Source organism: Mariniflexile sp. HNIBRBA6329 (assembly GCF_043558645.1).
In the GTDB taxonomy this organism is placed as follows: Bacteria; Bacteroidota; Bacteroidia; order Flavobacteriales; family Flavobacteriaceae; genus Mariniflexile.
Genome location: NZ_JBIFXS010000004.1, coordinates 22907 through 41786, shown reverse-complemented (window position 1 = coordinate 41786; position 18880 = coordinate 22907). Strand labels below are relative to the sequence as shown.

Here is an 18880-nt window from a genome sequence, read left to right as displayed (position 1 = left end):
ATATTACGAGTAGTTATGAAGCTACTCAATTTTTCCATAATAAAACTAACGGTTTGCCTTATTACAGGTATTGCAACTGGTTATTTATTAGATATTTCCTTAGCATTAAGTTTACAACTTACAGGTATAAGTTTAGTGATGCTTTCTATTTTTTATATAGTTGCAAGAAAGCAATTTCTTAAAACCATTTGGTTTGGAACTTTCAGTTTTACAGCCATGACTTTAATAGGAATTCTTATAACGAATCTTCACAATGAAAAAAATTACTCCAATCATTACACGCATCAAATTTCAAAAGAAAAAGATTCTTTAAAAACCATCACTTTTAGAATACGGGAAGTTTTGAAACCCGGTAATTATTATGACAAGTATATTATCGATTTATTGGACGTTGACAATAATAAGATAAGTGGAAAATCATTATTAAATATTGAAAAAGACGATGCAACCAAACCGTTAAAAGTGGATGCTATTTACATCACCAAAACTGAATTTAAAGATTTGACCAACCCTTTAAACCCACATCAATTCAATTATAAATCCTATTTAGAGAAGAAATATATTTACCACCAAATATTTACATCTGAAGCATCACTTTTCAAAGCAAACACTAGAAATTCCACCCTTTTTGGAATTGCCAATAGTATTCGAAACCACATTAACGAAAAACTAAAACACTATAACTTCAAACCTGATGAATTGGCTATTATTAATGCCCTTTTATTGGGACAACGCCAAGACATTAGCGAAGAAGTCTACACCAGTTACACCAACGCAGGTGCGATACACATTTTAGCCATTTCGGGATTGCATATTGGACTTATTTTACTGATTTTAGAATTTATTTTCAAACCAGTTACCCACGTTAAACACGGAAAATTATTTAATGCTATTATACTAGTAAGCATCTTATGGTGTTTTGCCATTATTGCTGGACTTTCTGCTTCAGTAACAAGAGCTGTAACCATGTTCAGTATAGTGGCTATTGCTAAAAATTTAAACCGCCCAACAAATATTTATAACACGCTAGCTATCTCTGCATTCATTATTCTTTTATTTAAACCCATGTTTTTGTTCGATGTAGGGTTTCAATTAAGCTATTTAGCTGTATTTGCAATTGTAGCCATTGACCCTCTATTATATAAGCTATGGAAAACTAAATATTGGCTTACAGATAAACTTTGGCACACATTTACTGTTACTGTTTCGGCTCAATTTGGCATTATACCCCTAAGCTTATATTATTTTCATCAATTTCCCAGTTTATTCTTCCTTTCAAATTTGGTTATCATACCACTTCTAGGATACATTTTAGGTGCAGGCATCTGCATTATACTTCTAGCTGTTTTAAATTCATTGCCTCAATTTTTAGCAACTAGCTACGGACATGTTATTGGCTTAATGAATGGATTTGTAAGCTGGATTTCAAAACAAGAATCATTTCTATTTAAAGACATTCCTTTTAATATTTTATATGTTTTGGTTTCATACATAGTCGTTTTTGCTTTAGTTCAATTTTATATAAAACGAACCTTTATGGCTTTAAGATTTTTATTGATTGCTATTATAATTGGACAATGTGCACTTATTTTCACCACATATGAAAGACCCAAAAATGAGTTTATTGTGTTTCATAAAAGCAGATATTCCCTTTTAGGAAATTCAACCAATAATAAAATTACCATAATTTCAGATTTGGATAGTGTTACAAAATCTAAAAACAACATTATTAAAGATTATATCGTTGGAAATCATATAAAAACCGTTGAACAAGATACGTTTGAATCGGTTTATTTTTTCAATAAAAAAAAGTTATTGGTAATTGACAGTTTGGGAATCTACAATATAAAATCGTTTCAACCTGATTATATTTTATTAAGACAATCGCCTAAAATTAATTTGAACCGACTTATAGATTCCATAAACCCAATGTACATTATTGCCGATGGAAGTAATTACAAATCATATATAGCACATTGGGAAAGCATCTGTAAAAAAAGAAAGCTCCCTTTTCACCAAACCAGTAAAAAAGGAGCTTTTATTATTGAATATTGATTTTATCAACCTTTAAATTCAGGTTTAAAAGCGGAATAATAGGTGTTAAATTTTTCTTGGGTATCTAAGTTTTTATGCTCGTCTGCTTTAAACATTTTTAAATAAAGCTCTAATTGTGGTGGCGCTTGGTAACCTCTTATAGGCGCAATAACGTCCCCTTTTTCATCCATAAAAACGATGGTTGGAAATGCTTGAATTTGTAAATAACGAGACAACTCGTGCGAAGAATTACGTCTGTTAGACAATTCAGGTTTATAATCTGGGTTTGAAAACGTTTTTCCTTTATAGCTAATATTATCGTTTCCTTCTGCATTAAACTTAACCGCGTAATAATTAGCATTTACATATTTTACAACATCGGCATTTTGAAACGTGTTTTTGTCTAACATTTTACAAGGCCCACACCAGCTGGTGTAAACATCCATCATTATTTTTTTAGGCGTTTTCTTTTGAAGTTCTAAAGCTTTTTCAAGACTTACCCAATTTATTTCCTGTGCTACACTGCTTATCGAGGTTAAAACAGCAAAAACCAATACGTATAAAATTCTCTTCATAATTCACTTTGTTGTAAAACTAATATCTAACTTACAAAAAATGCGCCAAAAACGGCGCACTTTGAATATTTTTTAACTATTTTTTCGATTAACGAACCCCGTGCATGAGTTTTTTAAGTAAAGGATGTAATATTAACGATATAAGCCCTAACCCTATTGGTATTAGTGTAAAAATCAAAAAGAAAAAAGAAAGACCATACTCATCAGTAATCTTTTCAATATCGCCACCCACATAATGAGCAAGCTTATTACCTATAGCTATTGCCAAATAATAAACCCCAAACATAAAAGCAATCATACGTGCAGGGATTAATTTGCTTAAATAAGACAATCCCATGGGAGATAAGCACATTTCGCCTAGTGTATGAAATAAATATGCAAACACTAACCACGCCATACTTAAACTTGCTGTTTGGGCACCTGCAGCTACATCTTTTGCCCCAAAAGCTAAAAACCCAAAACCAAGTCCTAAAAGCAACAGTCCCAGAAAATATTTCACAGACGCAGGTGGATTGTACTTACTATCCCACCACTTTGTAAATAACGGAGCAAATATGATAATAAACAATGAATTTAAAATAGCAAACCATGTAATTGGAACCTCTGTTTCTGTGGATTGAAATTCAATATACACCTTGTATAAAACAATTACCCAAACAATAATAAAACTGAAGCCCAAAATAATATTGGACAATCCAATTCTATTAAAAGTCTTTCTGAATAAACTCCACAAAACATAAGTAATTACACCAAGAGGCACTACTGTTACAATCAAATCAACTATTTTAAACGTGGTTGCTGCATGCCCCTCTAAAATTCTATTAGTAAAATCTCTAGTGTAAATTGGTAGAGAACCCGCTGCCTGTTCAAAAGCTGCCCAGAAAAAGATTGTGAAAATTGAAAAAATTGAAAAAGCAATCATTCTATCTCGCTCAATGGCTACATATCTTGGAATCCTTATTATTAAAAGCAAAACAAACGAAATAGCTGCCAAAAGTGCAAAAAACAAAGAATCACTTAATCCGGCAACTGTAAAATTAAATGTTTGAATATTCCCAATTTTACTAAGCGGATCATTAATTATAAAAACTATGGCTGATGTTGTAAATACACCAATTAACAAATAATCCAATAAGGAAAAATGATTTAGCTTAACAGTTTTAATGTCAACGTTTAAATTATCATTATCTTCTAATTCTTTTTTAATTTTTACTGGTTTATTACCCAGATTACCAAACAATGGCTGAGCAAAATAAAATTGAAGCATTCCTAAAAGCATGAAAATACCAGCTAAACCAAAACCGAAACTCCAACCTATTTTCTCACCAACCCATCCACAAAGCATGATACCTATAAATGCCCCAGCATTCACGCCCATATAAAAAATATTGTATGCGCCATCTTTTTTTTCATCATGCCCTTCATACATTTTAGAAATAATGGAAGTCATATTTGGCTTAAAAAAACCGTTGCCAATAATTAAGAATGCAATACCAATGTATAAAAAAGTAGGTGTTTCAACAGCCATAGAGGCATGCCCTATAGTCATAAGCAAAGCACCAATAACCACCGCCATTCTGTAACCAATTTTATTATCAGCTAACCATCCACCCAATAAAGGCGTTAGATAGACCAACATAGCATAAGTACCTAAAAGAGATAATGCCGCTGATGAACTCCATTCCCATCCAGGATTATCCCCTAAAAGTGAACCTGTTAAAAATATCACCAATATGGCACGCATACCGTAGTATGAAAAACGCTCCCACATTTCGGTAAAAAACAATACAAATAATCCCGCTGGGTGACCTAAAACTTTGTCTTTAAAAAACTGGTCGGTTGAATTTTCACTCATATTTTATAATTTAATTTTTGGTTAATTCAAAACCTTCGATCTCTTCATCAATAACATGCTCGTCATCTTCTGCCCCATGAGTTAGTTTTTCTAGTTTTCTACGAAACAACATAACAAGTAGTCCAAAAGCTACGCAAAAAATAGCAATTCCGGTGAACACAGTATATTCACCTAACCCTTCAGCAGATTCACCTAATAATCCAGCTAATTTATTACCAAATCCAGTCATGGCAAAATATACACCCATCATAAGGGAAGCATATTTAACTGGTGCTAGCTTTGTTATATATGATAAAGCCACTGGTGAAATGCATAATTCACCAACAGTATGAAACAAATATGCTAAAACTAGCCAATACATTGCTGAAGATCCATTAGTTTCATACTGTCCTGCTGCTGCAGTCATGAAGAAAAAACCTGTACCCATAATTATCAATCCGATGATCATTTTAAATAAAGACGTAGAAACTTTTCCATTTAACTTTCTTCTAGCCCAAAACAACGCTACAGACGTTCCAAGGAAAATAATAAACATGGCGTTTAACGATTGAAACCATGAAGCTGGAATTTCATTTCCAATAAAAGGTAAAGAGAAAGATAGCATTCTATTGGTTTTTTCAGATGCATAAATATTCATTAATCCTCCTGCTTGCTCAAAGGCTCCCCAAAATACAATCACCAATAAAAATGATATGAACAAAACAACTACTCGGTCTATTTCAATCTTGGTTAGAGGCTTTTTCATAGCTTCTTTTTCGTTTTCATTTGTAGAAGCACCTAAAAAGTTTCCAACATTACTTAAATATTTCTGACCTGCCATATACTGAATTAGCCCCAAAGCCATACCAATACCAGCTAAACCAAAGCCATAATGCCACCCATAAACTTCTCCAACCGTTCCAACAATTAAACTTGATAAAAAAGCACCAATATTAATTCCTATATAAAAAATAGTAAACCCTTTGTCTCTTCTAATATCACCTTGTTTGTACAATCCTCCAACCATAGTAGAAATATTAGGTTTCAGCATACCAACTCCTGCTATTATTAAACCCAAACCAGTATAAAATGCCCACATTTGCTCTACTGCCAGAATACTATGCCCTGCTACCAAAAGCAAACCTCCATAGAGTACTGATTTTTTTTGACCTAAAAATTTATCGGCTATCCAACCTCCAGGAATGGACATTACGTATACCAACATGGTATAAGTTCCATAAAGTGACAAAGCCTCTCCATTAGTCCATCCTAATCCGGCATTTTCTGCTTTAGTTTGAGCGACTAAATACAATACTAAAATTGCCCGCATTCCATAATATGAAAAACGTTCCCACATTTCTGTAAAAAACAAAACGTATAGTCCTACTGGATGTCCAAATAATTCTTTTTGATGAGGTTTTAAGGTATTAACTGCCATAAATTTATTTTAAACTAGAATTAATAAAACAGACTGATTAAAATTTTAAAACATTAAAATAATCTTGCTTATTCCAATCAATCGTTGCGGTTTTGTTAAAAGTTTTCAAGTTTACTAAAAATTCTTTAAAAAACCCCAAATATTAACAATTAAATATCTCTTCATTCGAATAAAAAAAGGATGTAGTATCTTTGCATCATATTTAAACTTCAATTAATGTGCGCATCTATTTCTGGCTTTTCTAAACTATCAAAATCTAAAAAAATCGATTGGATGGTGGAAACCTATTTTTCTAATGCCGAAGAAACCAAAAGTATTTTAAAACAATACTGGAACTCCAACGAAAAACTTCAACAATTACATGACGAGTTTATTGAAAATACCATTACCAACTACTATTTACCGTTGGGTGTGGCTCCTAATTTTTTAATAAATGAAAAATTGTACACCATACCAATGGCTATTGAAGAAAGCTCCGTAGTTGCTGCAGCCAGTAAAGCAGCCAAGTTTTGGATGGATAGAGGCGGATTCAAAACCCAGGTAATTTCTACCAATAAAATAGGGCAAGTACACTTTATGTACTACGGGAATCCTGAAACACTCAAAAATTATTTCAATTACATCAAATCCCAACTTATTGAAGAAGCGAAACCCATTACAAAAAACATGGAAAAACGTGGTGGCGGCATCTTAGACATTGAACTACGTGATAAAACACAAGATATAAAAGGTTACTACCAATTACATGCATCGTTTGAAACTCTCGATGCTATGGGCGCAAATTTTATAAACTCCTGTTTAGAACAATTTGCTAAAACGTTTAAAACTGAAGCGTTAAATTTTGATGGGTTTTCTGAAGAAGAAAAAAACATTCAAATTGTTATGAGCATACTCTCTAACTATGTTCCCAACTGTTTGGTGCGAGCCGAAGTAAGCTGCAAGGTTGAAGATTTGAATGAAGACAAAAACATTTCAGCTGAAGAATTTGCTACTAAATTTGTACAGGCTGTAAATATTGCTGAAGTAGAACCATACCGTGCTGTAACACACAATAAAGGTATTATGAACGGTATTGATGCTGTTGTTTTAGCCACCGGCAACGACTTTAGAGCGGTTGAAGCCGGCGTACATGCCTATGCTTCTAGAAATGGTAAATACAGTAGTTTATCGCATGCCAAAATTGAAGATGGCATTTTTACTTTTTGGATGGAAATACCATTGGCGCTTGGAACCATTGGAGGTTTAACAGGCCTGCATCCATTGGTAAAATTATCATTGGAGTTATTACACCACCCAACCGCTAAAGAATTGATGCAAATTGTTGCCGTTGCTGGTTTAGCACAAAACTTTGCAGCATTACGTTCGTTAACTACAACAGGAATTCAACAAGGACATATGAAAATGCACTTGATGAATATTTTAAACCAATTTGAAGCTACCGATGCTGAAAAGCAAACCTTAACTGAGTATTTTAAAACGAATGTGGTAACCCATAGTGCGGTGGTTGAGGCTATTAAAGATTTACGATTTAAGAAGAACGATTGACGAATGCAGAATTTTTACAGTAACGGAAAACTTTTAATTACAGGCGAATATGTAGTGCTTGATGGCGCGTTATCACTTGCGTTACCGACAAAATTTGGACAATCATTAGATATTGAAGCCATAAACGAATCTAAAATTATTTGGAAGAGTTTTGATGAAAATGGTAACATTTGGTTTGAAGATAGTTTTGAATTAGATACTAATATGATGTTGAAACAAGTTCAGCATGACGAAGAGATTTCAAAAAGGATCATACAAATATTAAATGCAACCAAAACACTAAATCCTGATTTTTTAAACACAACAAATGGTTTTAAAATTTCAACAAAACTAACCTTTCCAAAAAATTGGGGCTTGGGAACTTCTTCTACCTTAATAAACAACGTAGCAAATTGGGCACATGTTGATGCTTATAAATTATTAGATAAAACGTTTGGCGGTAGTGGTTATGATATTGCTTGTGCGCAAAACAATTTACCAATAACATATCAATTACAACCTTTCGACTGCGCTCAAGGTGACAAAAGGAAAATAAATTCAGTTAATTTTAAACCAAAGTTTAAGGATTGTTTATACTTTGTGTATTTAAACCAAAAGCAAAACAGTCGTGATGGTATTGCCAATTACAAATCAAATAAAGGTAACATTACTTCTGCTGTTTCCGAAATTAACGACATAACCAATAAAATGATTGAATGTACTAATTTAATGGATTTTGACTCTTTAATAATCCATCATGAAACTATTATTTCAAAAATCATCAAACAACAAACCGTTAAATCACTTTTATTTAATGATTATAACGGAAGTGTAAAAAGTTTAGGTGCCTGGGGAGGCGATTTTGCTTTGGCAACTTCGGAAGAAAACCCAACTGCTTATTTTAAAGATAAAGGGTTTGACGTTGTGATTCCTTATGATAATATGATTTTATCAAACTAAAAAAGCGGCTTCAAAAAATTGAAGCCGCTTTTTTTTAGTTGCGTTAGGGATTGAAACGGCATCCTTTTTTGAGGCACGAAAAAAAGACACAGTGTAAAGCCCGACCCTTGTGGTAACGCCCCAAAAACTATTTATCCATAAAGTGCTTTATATGTAGCACATGCCCTATAATCGGATGATTCTTTGTCCATACCAAACGATGCCCACGCACTTGGACGGAAAATTTTATCTTCATTAACATTGTGCATATTTACAGGAATACGCAACATAGATGCTAGGGTTATTAAATCGGCTCCAATGTGTCCATACGTAAACGCACCGTGGTTGGCGCCCCAATTTGCCATAACACTATACACATCTTTAAACGCACCTTTACCCGTTAAGTTAGGCACAAACCAAGTGGTTGGCCATGTAGGATTGGTACGCTCATTAATAGTATTATGCACATCTTCTGGAAGTTCGATGGTTTTGCCTTCTGCTATTTGCAACACCGGACCAATGCCTTTTACAATATTAATTCGACACATGGTAACTGGCATGCCCCCTTTGGTTTTAAAGGTTGATGAATAACCGCCACCTCTAAAATATTCTAGCATGCCTGGGCCCCAAGTGGTGTTTTCTAAACATTTTTCAACTTCATTTTCGGTGATATCCCACCAGGGTTTCATGGCCGGTTTGCCATTTATGGTTTGTTGCCCTGTGCCGTCTAAAGCAGAAGCCCCTGAATTTATAAGATGAATAAACCCGTTTGCAGCATCTCCTGTAAGGATATGACCTGTAACGCGTTTTACAGCTTCGGGACTCCAGTAGGTACGTACATCACTAAAAATTTGTGCTGCACCCGTTAATAAATGTCCGAACAACATGGAAATACCGTTTAAACTATCGTTTTCGGTAGCGAACATAAAGGGTTGACGGATGCCATTCCAATCGAAAGACGAGGTTAAAATAGCTTCCATAAAATCACCATTTGGGAAATGGTCTGTCCATTGACGTTGCCCTTGGAAACCGCCAGAAATAGCATTTCTACCTAGAGCTTCTTCGGCATAACCTATTTCTTTTAGTTTTGGATTCCCAATCATTAAATCGCGACCAATTAATGCCATTTTTACCACAAATTCCCAGTCTTTATCTAGAGCTTCACGTGATTTTACTTTTTCAGTTGGATTGTAATTTTTACCTTCTTTACATTTTGATTTTGTCCATGCTAAAGCTTTTTCATATTCATCTTTATCGTAAATTTCTTGTTCAATTCTACGGATGAATTCAGACATATCGATATTTTCACAACGCATTCCTAAGTAACTTTCGAAAAAATTAGGATCTAGTATAGAACCCGCAATTCCCATAGACACCGAACCCATTGATAAATATGATTTACCTTTCATGGTAGCTACCGCTAATCCTGCTTTTCCAAAAAGCAATAACTTTTCTTGAACATCTTCAGGAATACTGGTGTCGTTACTATCTTGTACATCGCGACCGTAAATACCAAAAGCAGGAATACCTTTTTGGTTATGTCCCGCCAAAGCCGCAGCTAAATACACAGCTCCAGGACGCTCGGTACCGTTAAAACCCCAGATGGCTTTTGGAATTAATGGATCCATATCAATAGTTTCACTACCATAACACCAACATGGAGTTACCGTTAAACTTACGCCAACACCTTCTTTTGAAAATTTATCGGCAGACGCTGCTGCTTCGGCAACACCTCCAATACAAGTATCTGAAATAACACATTCCACTGGACTGCCATCGGCGTGTCTTAAGTTTTTAGATAAGAAATCAGCAGCTATTTTTGCCATATTCATAGTAGAAACTTCAAGCGATTCTCTAACGCCATCCAATCTGCCGTCAATTACAGGACGTATTCCTATTTTAGGCAATTGCCCTATTAAGTTTTTAAAATTCATTTTTATTTAGTTTATTCAATATTAAAATTTAAGATGATTGTTTTTTAGGTTGCATCAGCATCGATACTAAAAAACCTACCAGAAAAATGGCAATTGTACCAAACACAATAGTTAAGTAAGTGTGAAATGATGCTCCTAAAGAGTCTTTTCCGAAAATGGTTTCGGAAAAAGTCAACCATAAAATAACCAATATCCCTGTAATCATTCCTATAATAGCGCCTTTCACATACCTGGTTTTTGAAAAAGCTCCTAAAAGAAATAACCCTAACATACCACCACTAAAAATAGACGACAATTTCCACCAAGCATCCAATGCGCTTTTTACGTTTATCATAGCAATTCCAATACCAATTCCTATGATACTTATTATTAATGAAGATGTATAAAGCACTTTCATACGTTGTTTGTCGCTCGCATCTTGTTTGAAATATTTGTTATAATAATCGGTTAGAAATACCGTAGCAGAACTATTGAAACTGGTAGAAATGGTACTCATACCTGCTGCGAAAATGGACGCAATCATTAAACCTGTTATTCCAGCAGGCAGTGCATTCACAATAAAATACGGAAACACACGGTCTCCTTTTGCTAAATCTTGCAGTTCTACAGGTAGTGTTGCTGCAGAATGGTAATAACCATAAAGCGCCGTTCCTATAAAAAGAAACAATGCCGATATTGGCAAATATATCAACCCTCCAATTAATGCCGAACGTTGGGCTTCTTTATCCGACTTTAAAATCATATAACGCTGTACATAATTTTGATCAATTCCGAAGTTTTGTAAATTGATAAAAACGCCATAAACTAAAACCACCCAAAAAGTTGGCTTCGACAAGTCTAAATCGAAACTTCCTAAACTAAATTTATTGTTTTCTGAGGCTATCGCAAATATTTGGGAAGGACCTTCGGGCATACTATAAAGCATATAGGCTATACAAACCAACGCGCCTACTATTAAAATTATACCTTGAATGGCATCGGTCCAAAGTACCGCAGTGATACCTCCTAACATGGAATAAACCGCTACAATTAATCCCGTAAACACAATTATAGTAGCAATATCCCAACCTGTTATGGCATTTAAGGTTAATGCAAGCAAATACAAAATAGTACCAATACGCATCAATTGGGTTAATAAATAACAAATAGAGACATAAATCCGTGCCCAAGGCCCAAAACGCTGCTCCATAAAAGTATAAGCAGATGGACTATTAATTTTTCGATATAATGGTACAAAATATTTAACCGCAATAAGAGTGGCTATAGGAAGTGACAAACTAAATACTAGGGCATTCCAGTTAGACTGAAACGCATTTCCTGGTAACGCTAGATAACTGATACTACTTACAAAAGTTGCAAAAATAGACATAGTTACTACCCAACTTGGTATATCGTTATTACCTATGGTATACGATGAAGATGTTCTGTTTTTTTTAAAGAAAGAGCCTCCAAAAAGTGCAATACCACCTATGTAAAGAAAAAAAACGATGAGATCAATAGTATTCATTAACTTAGTTTTACTTAGTTACGCAGGCTCGAATTATACAAAATTTGGGCAATTAAAAATAGTTTAAAGTGGTTAGTTTTAAACTGTAATAGTATTACAATACTTTATCCAGTTTAATTTCAATTCTTTTAATATTTTTAACAACTTCATTCATTTCCTTTTCATCAAAACAACTGAATGGTGGTGCAATATAAGGCTGAATAATCCCTAAAGTAGCTAAAGCACCTTTAACACCTTTAAGATAACTAGACCCATAAGAACCCAATGTATAAATACTTGTTGTGACATCCATAACCAAACTTTGCAAAACTTCAATTCTTGCTAAATCTTTAGCGATGGCTGCATTGTATAAAGCTACATAAAGTTTGGGAAACATATTAGCACCTCCGTTAACGCCCCCTTTTCCTCCCATTAAAATGGTTTCGGCAGTAATTTCTTCTGGACCAACAATTAGTAAAAAACTTGGTTTTGATTTGAGTAAAAAACATAAATTTTGAAAATATACGGTATTTGCTGAACTATCCTTTAAACCTACAATATTGGGATGCTCAGACAAACGAACAACTGTTTTTACATCAATATTTATTTTGGTATGCGAAGGCATATTGTAAAGAAAAAGCGGCAAAGGAAGTAAATCTGCAAGTTTCCAATAATATTTATATAATTCTTCCTGACCCAACCCATAATAATAAGGAGGTGTAGCCACTACATAGGAAGCTCCTGCCTTTTTTGCAACAGATGCTAATTGCAAACTTTCCTCAATAGATGTATCGGTAATTCCAACAAAAACAGGAATTCTACCATTTACAATCTTACAGCTTTCATTAATAAGCTGCTCTCTGGTTTTATAACTCAAACTTGTTGACTCTCCAGTTGTTCCTAAAACGAACACACCATGAACACCGCCAGCAATTATATGTTCTAATAGGGTTTTTACGCCTTTTACATCTAATGAAAGATTATCAGATAACAATGGTGTTACCATGGGCGGAATAATACCTCCTACTGCTATATTGTTTGTTTTTGATGACATGCTGATTATTATTTTTAAAAATCTAAATTAAAAGCTAAGATTTATAATTTAATAATAAAACAGTGGTATTTTTAATCGATGGTCAATTTTATAAGCGCGTCATTTTTGTGAAACAAGACTTTTCTAAAACAAAAAAGGAACAAATTAAATTTGTTCCTTTTTTTATATTGAAAAATTTCTTCTTGAAATTATATTATTGTATTTGATTTTTAGCTCTATTATCTTCAATATCCGAAGCTTCTTTTAAAGCATTATAAAGCCTTGACGATACAACGTTTACTTTCTGTTGCGCTACTCGGTTAGCCACCGCTTGATAGTTATCTAATTTAGCAGCTGGCTTAACTTTAGTTACTTTAATCATATAAACACCGTTAGCACCTTCTATTAACTTAGATGTTTGCCCTTCTTTCAATCCAAAAGCAGCACCAACTACTAACGGCTCTCTACCAGCTCCGGTTATCGTTGGGTTTTTCATATTAATATCGGTAGCCGTTCTTACAGTTGTGTTTTCAGCTTTAGCCAAAGCATCTAAACCGGTTGCTTTTGCTCTACTTTTAATAAGTTCTGCTTTCTTTTGATTGCGAACTATAGGCATAACAGTTGCTTTCGCATCTTCAACCGACATTAATCCTTCTTCGTGCTTTGCTACCAACTGCGCTATAACATAACCATTTGGCACGTTAAAACGTTTGATGTCACCTTCTTCAGTGTCGTCTTCAAATGCCCAACGAACAATTGGTCTTTGGCTTCCAACACCTGGTATATTTTCGTCTAATTCTTTTAAACTATTTACAGGAAGTACTTTGAAATTTTTCTCTTTAGCCGCTGCTTCAAAATCTTTTTTCTCAACAGCAAGTTCAAAATTAGAGGCGTCTCTGAAAATTTTATCCACAGTAGCTTCAGATGGTTCTATTCTTCTAGCTAAAGTGGCAACTTTTAAAGCTCTTTTCTTATCTTTTTGACCTTCAATTTCTATAATATGAAAACCAAAAACTGTTTTTACTACTCCTAAATCCCCTACATTACCTTCAAATTCAAAATCATTAAATTCTGGCACCATAGAATTATAAGGATGCCAATCGTAACGCCCTTCATTGTTTACACTACCTTGGTCTGAAGAATATTCAGTTACAAATTCAGAGAATTTACTTTTATCTCCTTTTAGAACTGTTAATAAACTATCGGCAGTTGATTTAGCTTGTGCTTCAGATTGTACAACTTCTGGTCCTGCACTTTGAGATCCAATAAATGGAATTAAAATGTGTCTTACTTTTGCCGAATCTGGTATTTGTTTAACAGCAACTATTTTAGATATTTTAAAATACCCGTTATCTTTATAAGGTCCGTAAGTTTGACCTTCACTTAATTTATAAATACTATCGGCAGCCACTGCTGGTAAACCTGATTTGAAAACAAAACGATTATCAAATTTTATATCTGAATTTCCATTTACAAAGCTTTCGTTATTCGTTGTATTTAAAAAACCAATAATTGTTTCATCAGCTTTAGACACATCATTATACTCTACTTTGTCTTTTAAAAGCCCCTGTAAATTTGCTTTAATGGCGTTTTCATCTTCTGTAGAAGCCATTTCATTAAATTGAACAAACTTAATATCTCTAGATTCTTTTACTTCAAATTGTTTTTTGTGCTTGTTTATGTAATCTGAAATATCAGAACTTGAAACCTTAATTTTATCATCTTCAATGGAAGAATAAGGAATTTGAACAAATTGAATATCAACTTTATTTCCTTCTAATTTATGCTCCAACTCACCTTCTTTAAGTGTTGCTGTTAAACCAGCTCTAACCATGTTAAAGTAGTTTTGTTGCAAAGCATTTGAAGCAATAGATTTTTCGTAGTTAATCCAACCTTGATAACCTTCTGCAGATGTTTCTTTTAAATTAGCAATGTATTCGTTTAGCTTATTTTCGTCAAACATACCTGCTTCGTTTAAAAACTCTGGACTTGTAGCCAAAGTAGTTTTCAACAAATCTCTCATTTGGTCTTTTTCAATAGAAATACCTAGTTTTTCAAACTGGTTTTCCATAATGGCTAGTCTTACTTCTTGCTCAAAAACTTGATTAATAACTTGTGAACCCGTAGCATTTGGTCCTGCTTGACGTTGTGCTGCTTCCACTTTTTGCATAAAGTCTTCACGGGTAATGTCTTTCCCGTTTATGGTTGCAACAATATTTTGAGAACTTGATGAAAACGAGCTACCGCTTTTAAACAAATCTGCTAATACAAAAGAAAATAACGCTAACGCTATTACAATGATTAAAAATAGTGAACGTTGTCTTATCTTATTTAAAACTGCCATTTGAAATTATTTTTTTTAAAAAAACCTGTTGTTAAGTTGGTTGCCAATGGTTAGTTGACAAAATATTGTGCGCGAAAATACTATTTTCTGTTTAATAATAAAAGCGTTATTCTTTTATTTATGAATTACGTTTTTTGAATTACGTTTTTTAAATTATCATACATGATTTTTACCTTATGATTTTCGGCATAAATACCTTTTGAAATTATTTTGAATTCGTAAATCATAAATTAAAGAAAACTAATCTTCGTCTAAAATTTTTAGTTCTACAAGGTCTATTTTGGTGTTTGAAACTTCTAAAATAGTAAAGCCGAAATTATCTATTTTAACTACTTCATTTTGTAAAGGAATCTCTTCGGTATGATTTACAATCAATCCTCCTAAGGTTTCATAATTTTCACTTTCCGGAAGGTTCAATTTGTAGGTTTCATTAAGATAATCAACTTCCAATCGTGCTGAAAATGTAAAAGTGTTTTCGTTAATTTTATCTTCAATTAAATCTACCGTATCGTGTTCATCTTCAATTTCACCAAAAAGTTCTTCAACAATATCCTCCACCGTCATAATACCCGAAGTACCTCCATATTCATCTAAAACCACCGCAATACTTTTCCTTTTCTTAATAAGCACATTAAGTACGTCTTTTATAAGTACGGTTTCTGGAACAAATTCCACAGGAAGCAAGATTGCTTTAATATTTTTAGGCTTTTTAAACAGTTCAAAAGAATGAACGTAACCTAAAATATCGTCTATGGTATCTTTGTAAACCAAAATTTTTGTAAAACCCGTTTCTGTAAAAATAGCATTTAATGATTTAATGGAATCGTTAATTTCAACAGCTGTTATTTCTGTACGTGGCACCATAACTTCGCGAGCTTTAAGCTCAGAAAATTCTAAAGCATTTTGAAAAATTTGTATTTCAGAATCTACATCTTCATGCGCTTCAACCGACTCCATTTGTTCGCTAATATAATTGCCCAATTCTACCTTTGTAAAGGCCAATTGTATTTGGTCGCCTTCAGTTTTAAAGATGTGTTTCAGTACAAAGTCCGAAATCCAAATTACAAAATCTGAAATAAACGTAAACAGCATATAAAAACCGTACGCAGGAATTGCCAATGCTTTGATTAGCAAGTTTGCGTATATTTGAAAAAATACTTTTGGGAAAAATTCGGCAGTTATTAAAATAACAAGTGTAGAAATTATGGTTTGGGTTAATAGGCTAAAATCGATTAGCATTAAATCTAAAAAACCATACGAGGTTGGAACCAAGGTTTTAAACCAATCTACCAACAGATCGCCCATAAAAAATCCATAAATTACGAGAGCTATATTGTTGCCAATAAGCATGGTGGCAATAAACTTTGAAGGTTTTGCCGTAAGTTTTGTTAAAACCTTTGACAGAACACCATCTTGTTTTTTTTCAATTTCTATATGGATTTTATTTGAAGATATGTAAGCTATCTCCATACCCGAAAAGAAGGCAGAAAGTATTAATGATACAATAATGATAACAACATCAACACTCATTTAGTTTGAATTGTTTTTATTATCGTATTTTTTAGCAAATTTTCTTCTAAAGAAATACATAAAAACAGCCAAAGCCGCTAAACCAAATGAAACGTAAGCACTATTTGTACCGTCATTTAATTTTGCAATACCATCATAAATAAATAGTACAGCGAAAACCAAATAGGCGTATTGAAAAATTTTAGAATATTTCATGTCTTTTTATATAATAATTGTAAAGATAAATAAAATTGAAGAAGCTACCGTTTTAAATCAATTTTTGGAAAAAATTAATCTTCAACAGTAATAATACCGGTTACTTCCAGTACCTCGGCATTGGTGAATTTTGAATTGGAATCGAAACCATTGCCATTTATAATATCGGTTTCTGTTTTAAATGTTACGGGTTTATTGGTAAAAAGCCATTCCTTTTTCTGGTCGTAAAACAATTGATCGGTTTTTAAAACTCTATTATCGGCAGTTGTAATTACTACATTTCCTTGTAAATCCAGCAGGTCGGTTTTATCATAAACAATGGCGTAATCGGAAACTACAGTGCTTTTTTTGTTTTCATCATATAGATTCAAAACAATACCATCCGGAAACTCGTTATATGGAAAATCTCGGTTAGTAAAATCCAACATCTTCGGACTTAACAAATTAGCCGTTACCTTTCCTGAATCGGTATGCTTTAAATTGATGTTTTCCGCAATTCCAATGGGTTCATTTTCTGAAATCCCTATTTTTTGAACTTGGTTGAAACTATCATTACATGAAAAAAACATAGTCACCAAAAAAATGGTGACTATGTTTAGTATTCTATGTAAATTTATTTTTCTCATTACATTTTTGGCACTGTAACCGAAGCTCCAATCCAACAACCAATAGTAATTGTTTGTCCGGAATTACCAGCGCTAAAAATCTCAGATTTTGATGGTGCTTTAGCTTGATAACTAGCGGCAGATTGTGCTGCTGCTCCCGATAATTTAGGATCTACACGTCCTGCTTTAAGTGCTTCATCTGCAGCTAACCAGTAAACTGCTCTTTTATTAAAGTTAGTATCGCCACAATTGTTAGCACTTGCTGCGTACATAGCAGCTATAGATAAATAAGGACGACCATTTGACGGGTTCAATCTTAAAGCTTCTCTAAAGAAGGTTCTTGCTTGTCCATAGTTTCCTTTAGCTTTTAGTTTTAATGCAATCTTATTGTTAAGATTTGATTTCTTGAAACTATCTGTTTCTAAATCAATAGCTTGTTTATAGAAAGCAATAGCTTCGTTTGATTTCCCTTCTTTATCTTTTAAGATACCTAAATAGTAAGCTGAATTAGCTGACGGGCTTAAATCATGATAAGCATTTACTAACTTAAAGAACAAAGGATCTTCAGTGCAATCTTTTTCAGACATTTTACCTGCTGCTCTTTGTAACCAAACAGCATTTCCTTTGTTTTCCTCAAAATTCTTTTGGTATAAAGGAATTAAAATTTCACAATTCGCTCTTGTACCCATTTTCTCATCAATACCAGCAGCAATTTGATCGTAGGCTGCTAAATAACTTTCATAATAAGCTTTGTATTGCCCTTCTTTACTTGTTAACGCAGTTCCAGCTTCTTCTTTCTCAATAAGTACATTTAAGCTTTCAGAGTAGTTTTTTACTTCATCTTCAACTTTCTCTACGATATCATCATATTTATTAAATAAATCCTCTGCTGGTTTTTTACCTGCATCAAATAAATCTACCATTAAAGAAAAGTAAGTATATAAACTCTGTGGGTTTGTAAATGTTGCTTTATCTTCTTGATATACAGCATCAAAACAAGCGTATAATTCTTCGTTTGTTTTATTTAATAATGCTCTATTATCATATAGTAATTGACAAGATTGCGCACCATATTCACCTTTAGGTGTTTTTTCTGGAAAATGCTCGCCTCTTTCTTCCCAAAGTTTTACTAAATCATTTAAAAACGGTACCTTATCTGCTCCGGTAGCTTTTTCAATTTTATGGGTTAAAATTTTCTCACCATCTACATATATCGCATTGTTGAATTTAGGAAATTTTGTTCTTACATCCATCCAAGGTTGGTAAGCTGCATCATAATTTTTAGCTTTAACATATTCATGGAATATAGACAGTTTTGTCATTGCTTCTTCGTCTTGAGCAAAGCCTATATTTAAACCTATAAATAAAAATGCTAGTAAAAATGTAAATTTTGTTTTCATGATAATAAT

General features: G+C 33.3%; 14 protein-coding genes. 3 read left to right on the top strand and 11 right to left on the bottom strand.

Going from position 1 to position 18880, the window contains the following annotated elements:
- Window positions 1-15 precede the first annotated feature (15 nt).
- The gene (locus tag ACGK9U_RS06765; protein ID WP_394465610.1) at window positions 16-2055 is read left to right on the top strand and encodes a ComEC/Rec2 family competence protein; all 2040 of its coding nucleotides are present in this window, start codon (window positions 16-18) and stop codon (window positions 2053-2055) included.
- A gap of 5 nt (window positions 2056-2060) precedes the next feature.
- Here ACGK9U_RS06765 and ACGK9U_RS06760 read toward each other — a convergent pair whose 3' ends face one another.
- The 3 genes from ACGK9U_RS06760 to ACGK9U_RS06750 form a co-directional block, all read right to left on the bottom strand.
- On the bottom strand, window positions 2061-2609 hold the full coding sequence (locus ACGK9U_RS06760) for a thioredoxin family protein (protein ID WP_394465609.1): 549 nt from the start codon (window positions 2607-2609) through the stop codon (window positions 2061-2063).
- Window positions 2610-2697: 88 nt separating this feature from the next.
- The gene (locus ACGK9U_RS06755) at window positions 2698-4464 is read right to left on the bottom strand and encodes a peptide MFS transporter (protein WP_394465608.1); all 1767 of its coding nucleotides are present in this window, start codon (window positions 4462-4464) and stop codon (window positions 2698-2700) included.
- A 10-nt stretch (window positions 4465-4474) separates the two neighbouring features.
- Window positions 4475-5881: a peptide MFS transporter gene (locus ACGK9U_RS06750; protein ID WP_394465607.1), complete on the bottom strand. Its 1407-nt coding sequence runs from the start codon at window positions 5879-5881 to the stop codon at window positions 4475-4477.
- A gap of 216 nt (window positions 5882-6097) precedes the next feature.
- Between ACGK9U_RS06750 and ACGK9U_RS06745 the strand changes: the two genes are divergently transcribed.
- Window positions 6098-7426 (top strand): hydroxymethylglutaryl-CoA reductase, degradative, encoded by a 1329-nt coding sequence (locus ACGK9U_RS06745; protein WP_394465606.1) that lies wholly within the window; start codon window positions 6098-6100, stop codon window positions 7424-7426.
- Window positions 7427-7429: 3 nt separating this feature from the next.
- Window positions 7430-8365 (top strand): GYDIA family GHMP kinase, encoded by a 936-nt coding sequence (locus tag ACGK9U_RS06740; protein ID WP_394465605.1) that lies wholly within the window; start codon window positions 7430-7432, stop codon window positions 8363-8365.
- A 131-nt stretch (window positions 8366-8496) separates the two neighbouring features.
- Here ACGK9U_RS06740 and ACGK9U_RS06735 read toward each other — a convergent pair whose 3' ends face one another.
- The 8 genes from ACGK9U_RS06735 to ACGK9U_RS06700 form a co-directional block, all read right to left on the bottom strand.
- Window positions 8497-10278, bottom strand: a complete 1782-nt coding sequence (locus ACGK9U_RS06735; protein ID WP_394465604.1) for an L-fucose isomerase — start codon at window positions 10276-10278, stop codon at window positions 8497-8499.
- 28 nt (window positions 10279-10306) lie between these two features.
- Window positions 10307-11785, bottom strand: coding sequence for a sodium:solute symporter (locus tag ACGK9U_RS06730; RefSeq protein WP_394465603.1), 1479 nt, complete (start codon window positions 11783-11785; stop codon window positions 10307-10309).
- Window positions 11786-11879: 94 nt separating this feature from the next.
- On the bottom strand, window positions 11880-12818 hold the full coding sequence (locus ACGK9U_RS06725) for a dihydrodipicolinate synthase family protein (RefSeq protein ID WP_394465602.1): 939 nt from the start codon (window positions 12816-12818) through the stop codon (window positions 11880-11882).
- A gap of 193 nt (window positions 12819-13011) precedes the next feature.
- Window positions 13012-15141, bottom strand: coding sequence for a SurA N-terminal domain-containing protein (locus ACGK9U_RS06720; RefSeq protein ID WP_394465601.1), 2130 nt, complete (start codon window positions 15139-15141; stop codon window positions 13012-13014).
- 240 nt (window positions 15142-15381) lie between these two features.
- Window positions 15382-16671, bottom strand: a complete 1290-nt coding sequence (locus ACGK9U_RS06715; protein WP_394465600.1) for a hemolysin family protein — start codon at window positions 16669-16671, stop codon at window positions 15382-15384.
- Window positions 16672-16866, bottom strand: coding sequence for a hypothetical protein (locus ACGK9U_RS06710; RefSeq protein WP_394465599.1), 195 nt, complete (start codon window positions 16864-16866; stop codon window positions 16672-16674). It lies immediately after the preceding gene.
- A 74-nt stretch (window positions 16867-16940) separates the two neighbouring features.
- Complete coding sequence (lptC, locus tag ACGK9U_RS06705; protein ID WP_394465598.1) at window positions 16941-17492, bottom strand: LPS export ABC transporter periplasmic protein LptC; 552 nt, start codon at window positions 17490-17492, stop codon at window positions 16941-16943.
- The gene (locus tag ACGK9U_RS06700; RefSeq protein WP_394465597.1) at window positions 17492-18871 is read right to left on the bottom strand and encodes a tetratricopeptide repeat protein; all 1380 of its coding nucleotides are present in this window, start codon (window positions 18869-18871) and stop codon (window positions 17492-17494) included. The genes lptC and ACGK9U_RS06700 overlap by 1 nt, the downstream gene beginning before the upstream one ends.
- Window positions 18872-18880: the final 9 nt, after the last annotated feature.

Excerpts from the sequence above, each read along its gene's own strand:
- ACGK9U_RS06765 (WP_394465610.1), top strand. The coding sequence starts at position 16 with ATGAAGCTACTCAATTTTTCCATAATAAAACTAACGGTTTGCCTTATT.
- ACGK9U_RS06760 (WP_394465609.1), bottom strand. The coding sequence starts at position 2,609 with ATGAAGAGAATTTTATACGTATTGGTTTTTGCTGTTTTAACCTCGATA.
- ACGK9U_RS06755 (WP_394465608.1), bottom strand. The coding sequence starts at position 4,464 with ATGAGTGAAAATTCAACCGACCAGTTTTTTAAAGACAAAGTTTTAGGT.
- ACGK9U_RS06750 (WP_394465607.1), bottom strand. The coding sequence starts at position 5,881 with ATGGCAGTTAATACCTTAAAACCTCATCAAAAAGAATTATTTGGACAT.
- ACGK9U_RS06745 (WP_394465606.1), top strand. The coding sequence starts at position 6,098 with ATGTGCGCATCTATTTCTGGCTTTTCTAAACTATCAAAATCTAAAAAA.
- ACGK9U_RS06740 (WP_394465605.1), top strand. The coding sequence starts at position 7,430 with ATGCAGAATTTTTACAGTAACGGAAAACTTTTAATTACAGGCGAATAT.
- ACGK9U_RS06735 (WP_394465604.1), bottom strand. The coding sequence starts at position 10,278 with ATGAATTTTAAAAACTTAATAGGGCAATTGCCTAAAATAGGAATACGT.
- ACGK9U_RS06730 (WP_394465603.1), bottom strand. The coding sequence starts at position 11,785 with ATGAATACTATTGATCTCATCGTTTTTTTTCTTTACATAGGTGGTATT.
- ACGK9U_RS06725 (WP_394465602.1), bottom strand. The coding sequence starts at position 12,818 with ATGTCATCAAAAACAAACAATATAGCAGTAGGAGGTATTATTCCGCCC.
- ACGK9U_RS06720 (WP_394465601.1), bottom strand. The coding sequence starts at position 15,141 with ATGGCAGTTTTAAATAAGATAAGACAACGTTCACTATTTTTAATCATT.
- ACGK9U_RS06715 (WP_394465600.1), bottom strand. The coding sequence starts at position 16,671 with ATGAGTGTTGATGTTGTTATCATTATTGTATCATTAATACTTTCTGCC.
- ACGK9U_RS06710 (WP_394465599.1), bottom strand. The coding sequence starts at position 16,866 with ATGAAATATTCTAAAATTTTTCAATACGCCTATTTGGTTTTCGCTGTA.
- lptC (WP_394465598.1), bottom strand. The coding sequence starts at position 17,492 with ATGAGAAAAATAAATTTACATAGAATACTAAACATAGTCACCATTTTT.
- ACGK9U_RS06700 (WP_394465597.1), bottom strand. The coding sequence starts at position 18,871 with ATGAAAACAAAATTTACATTTTTACTAGCATTTTTATTTATAGGTTTA.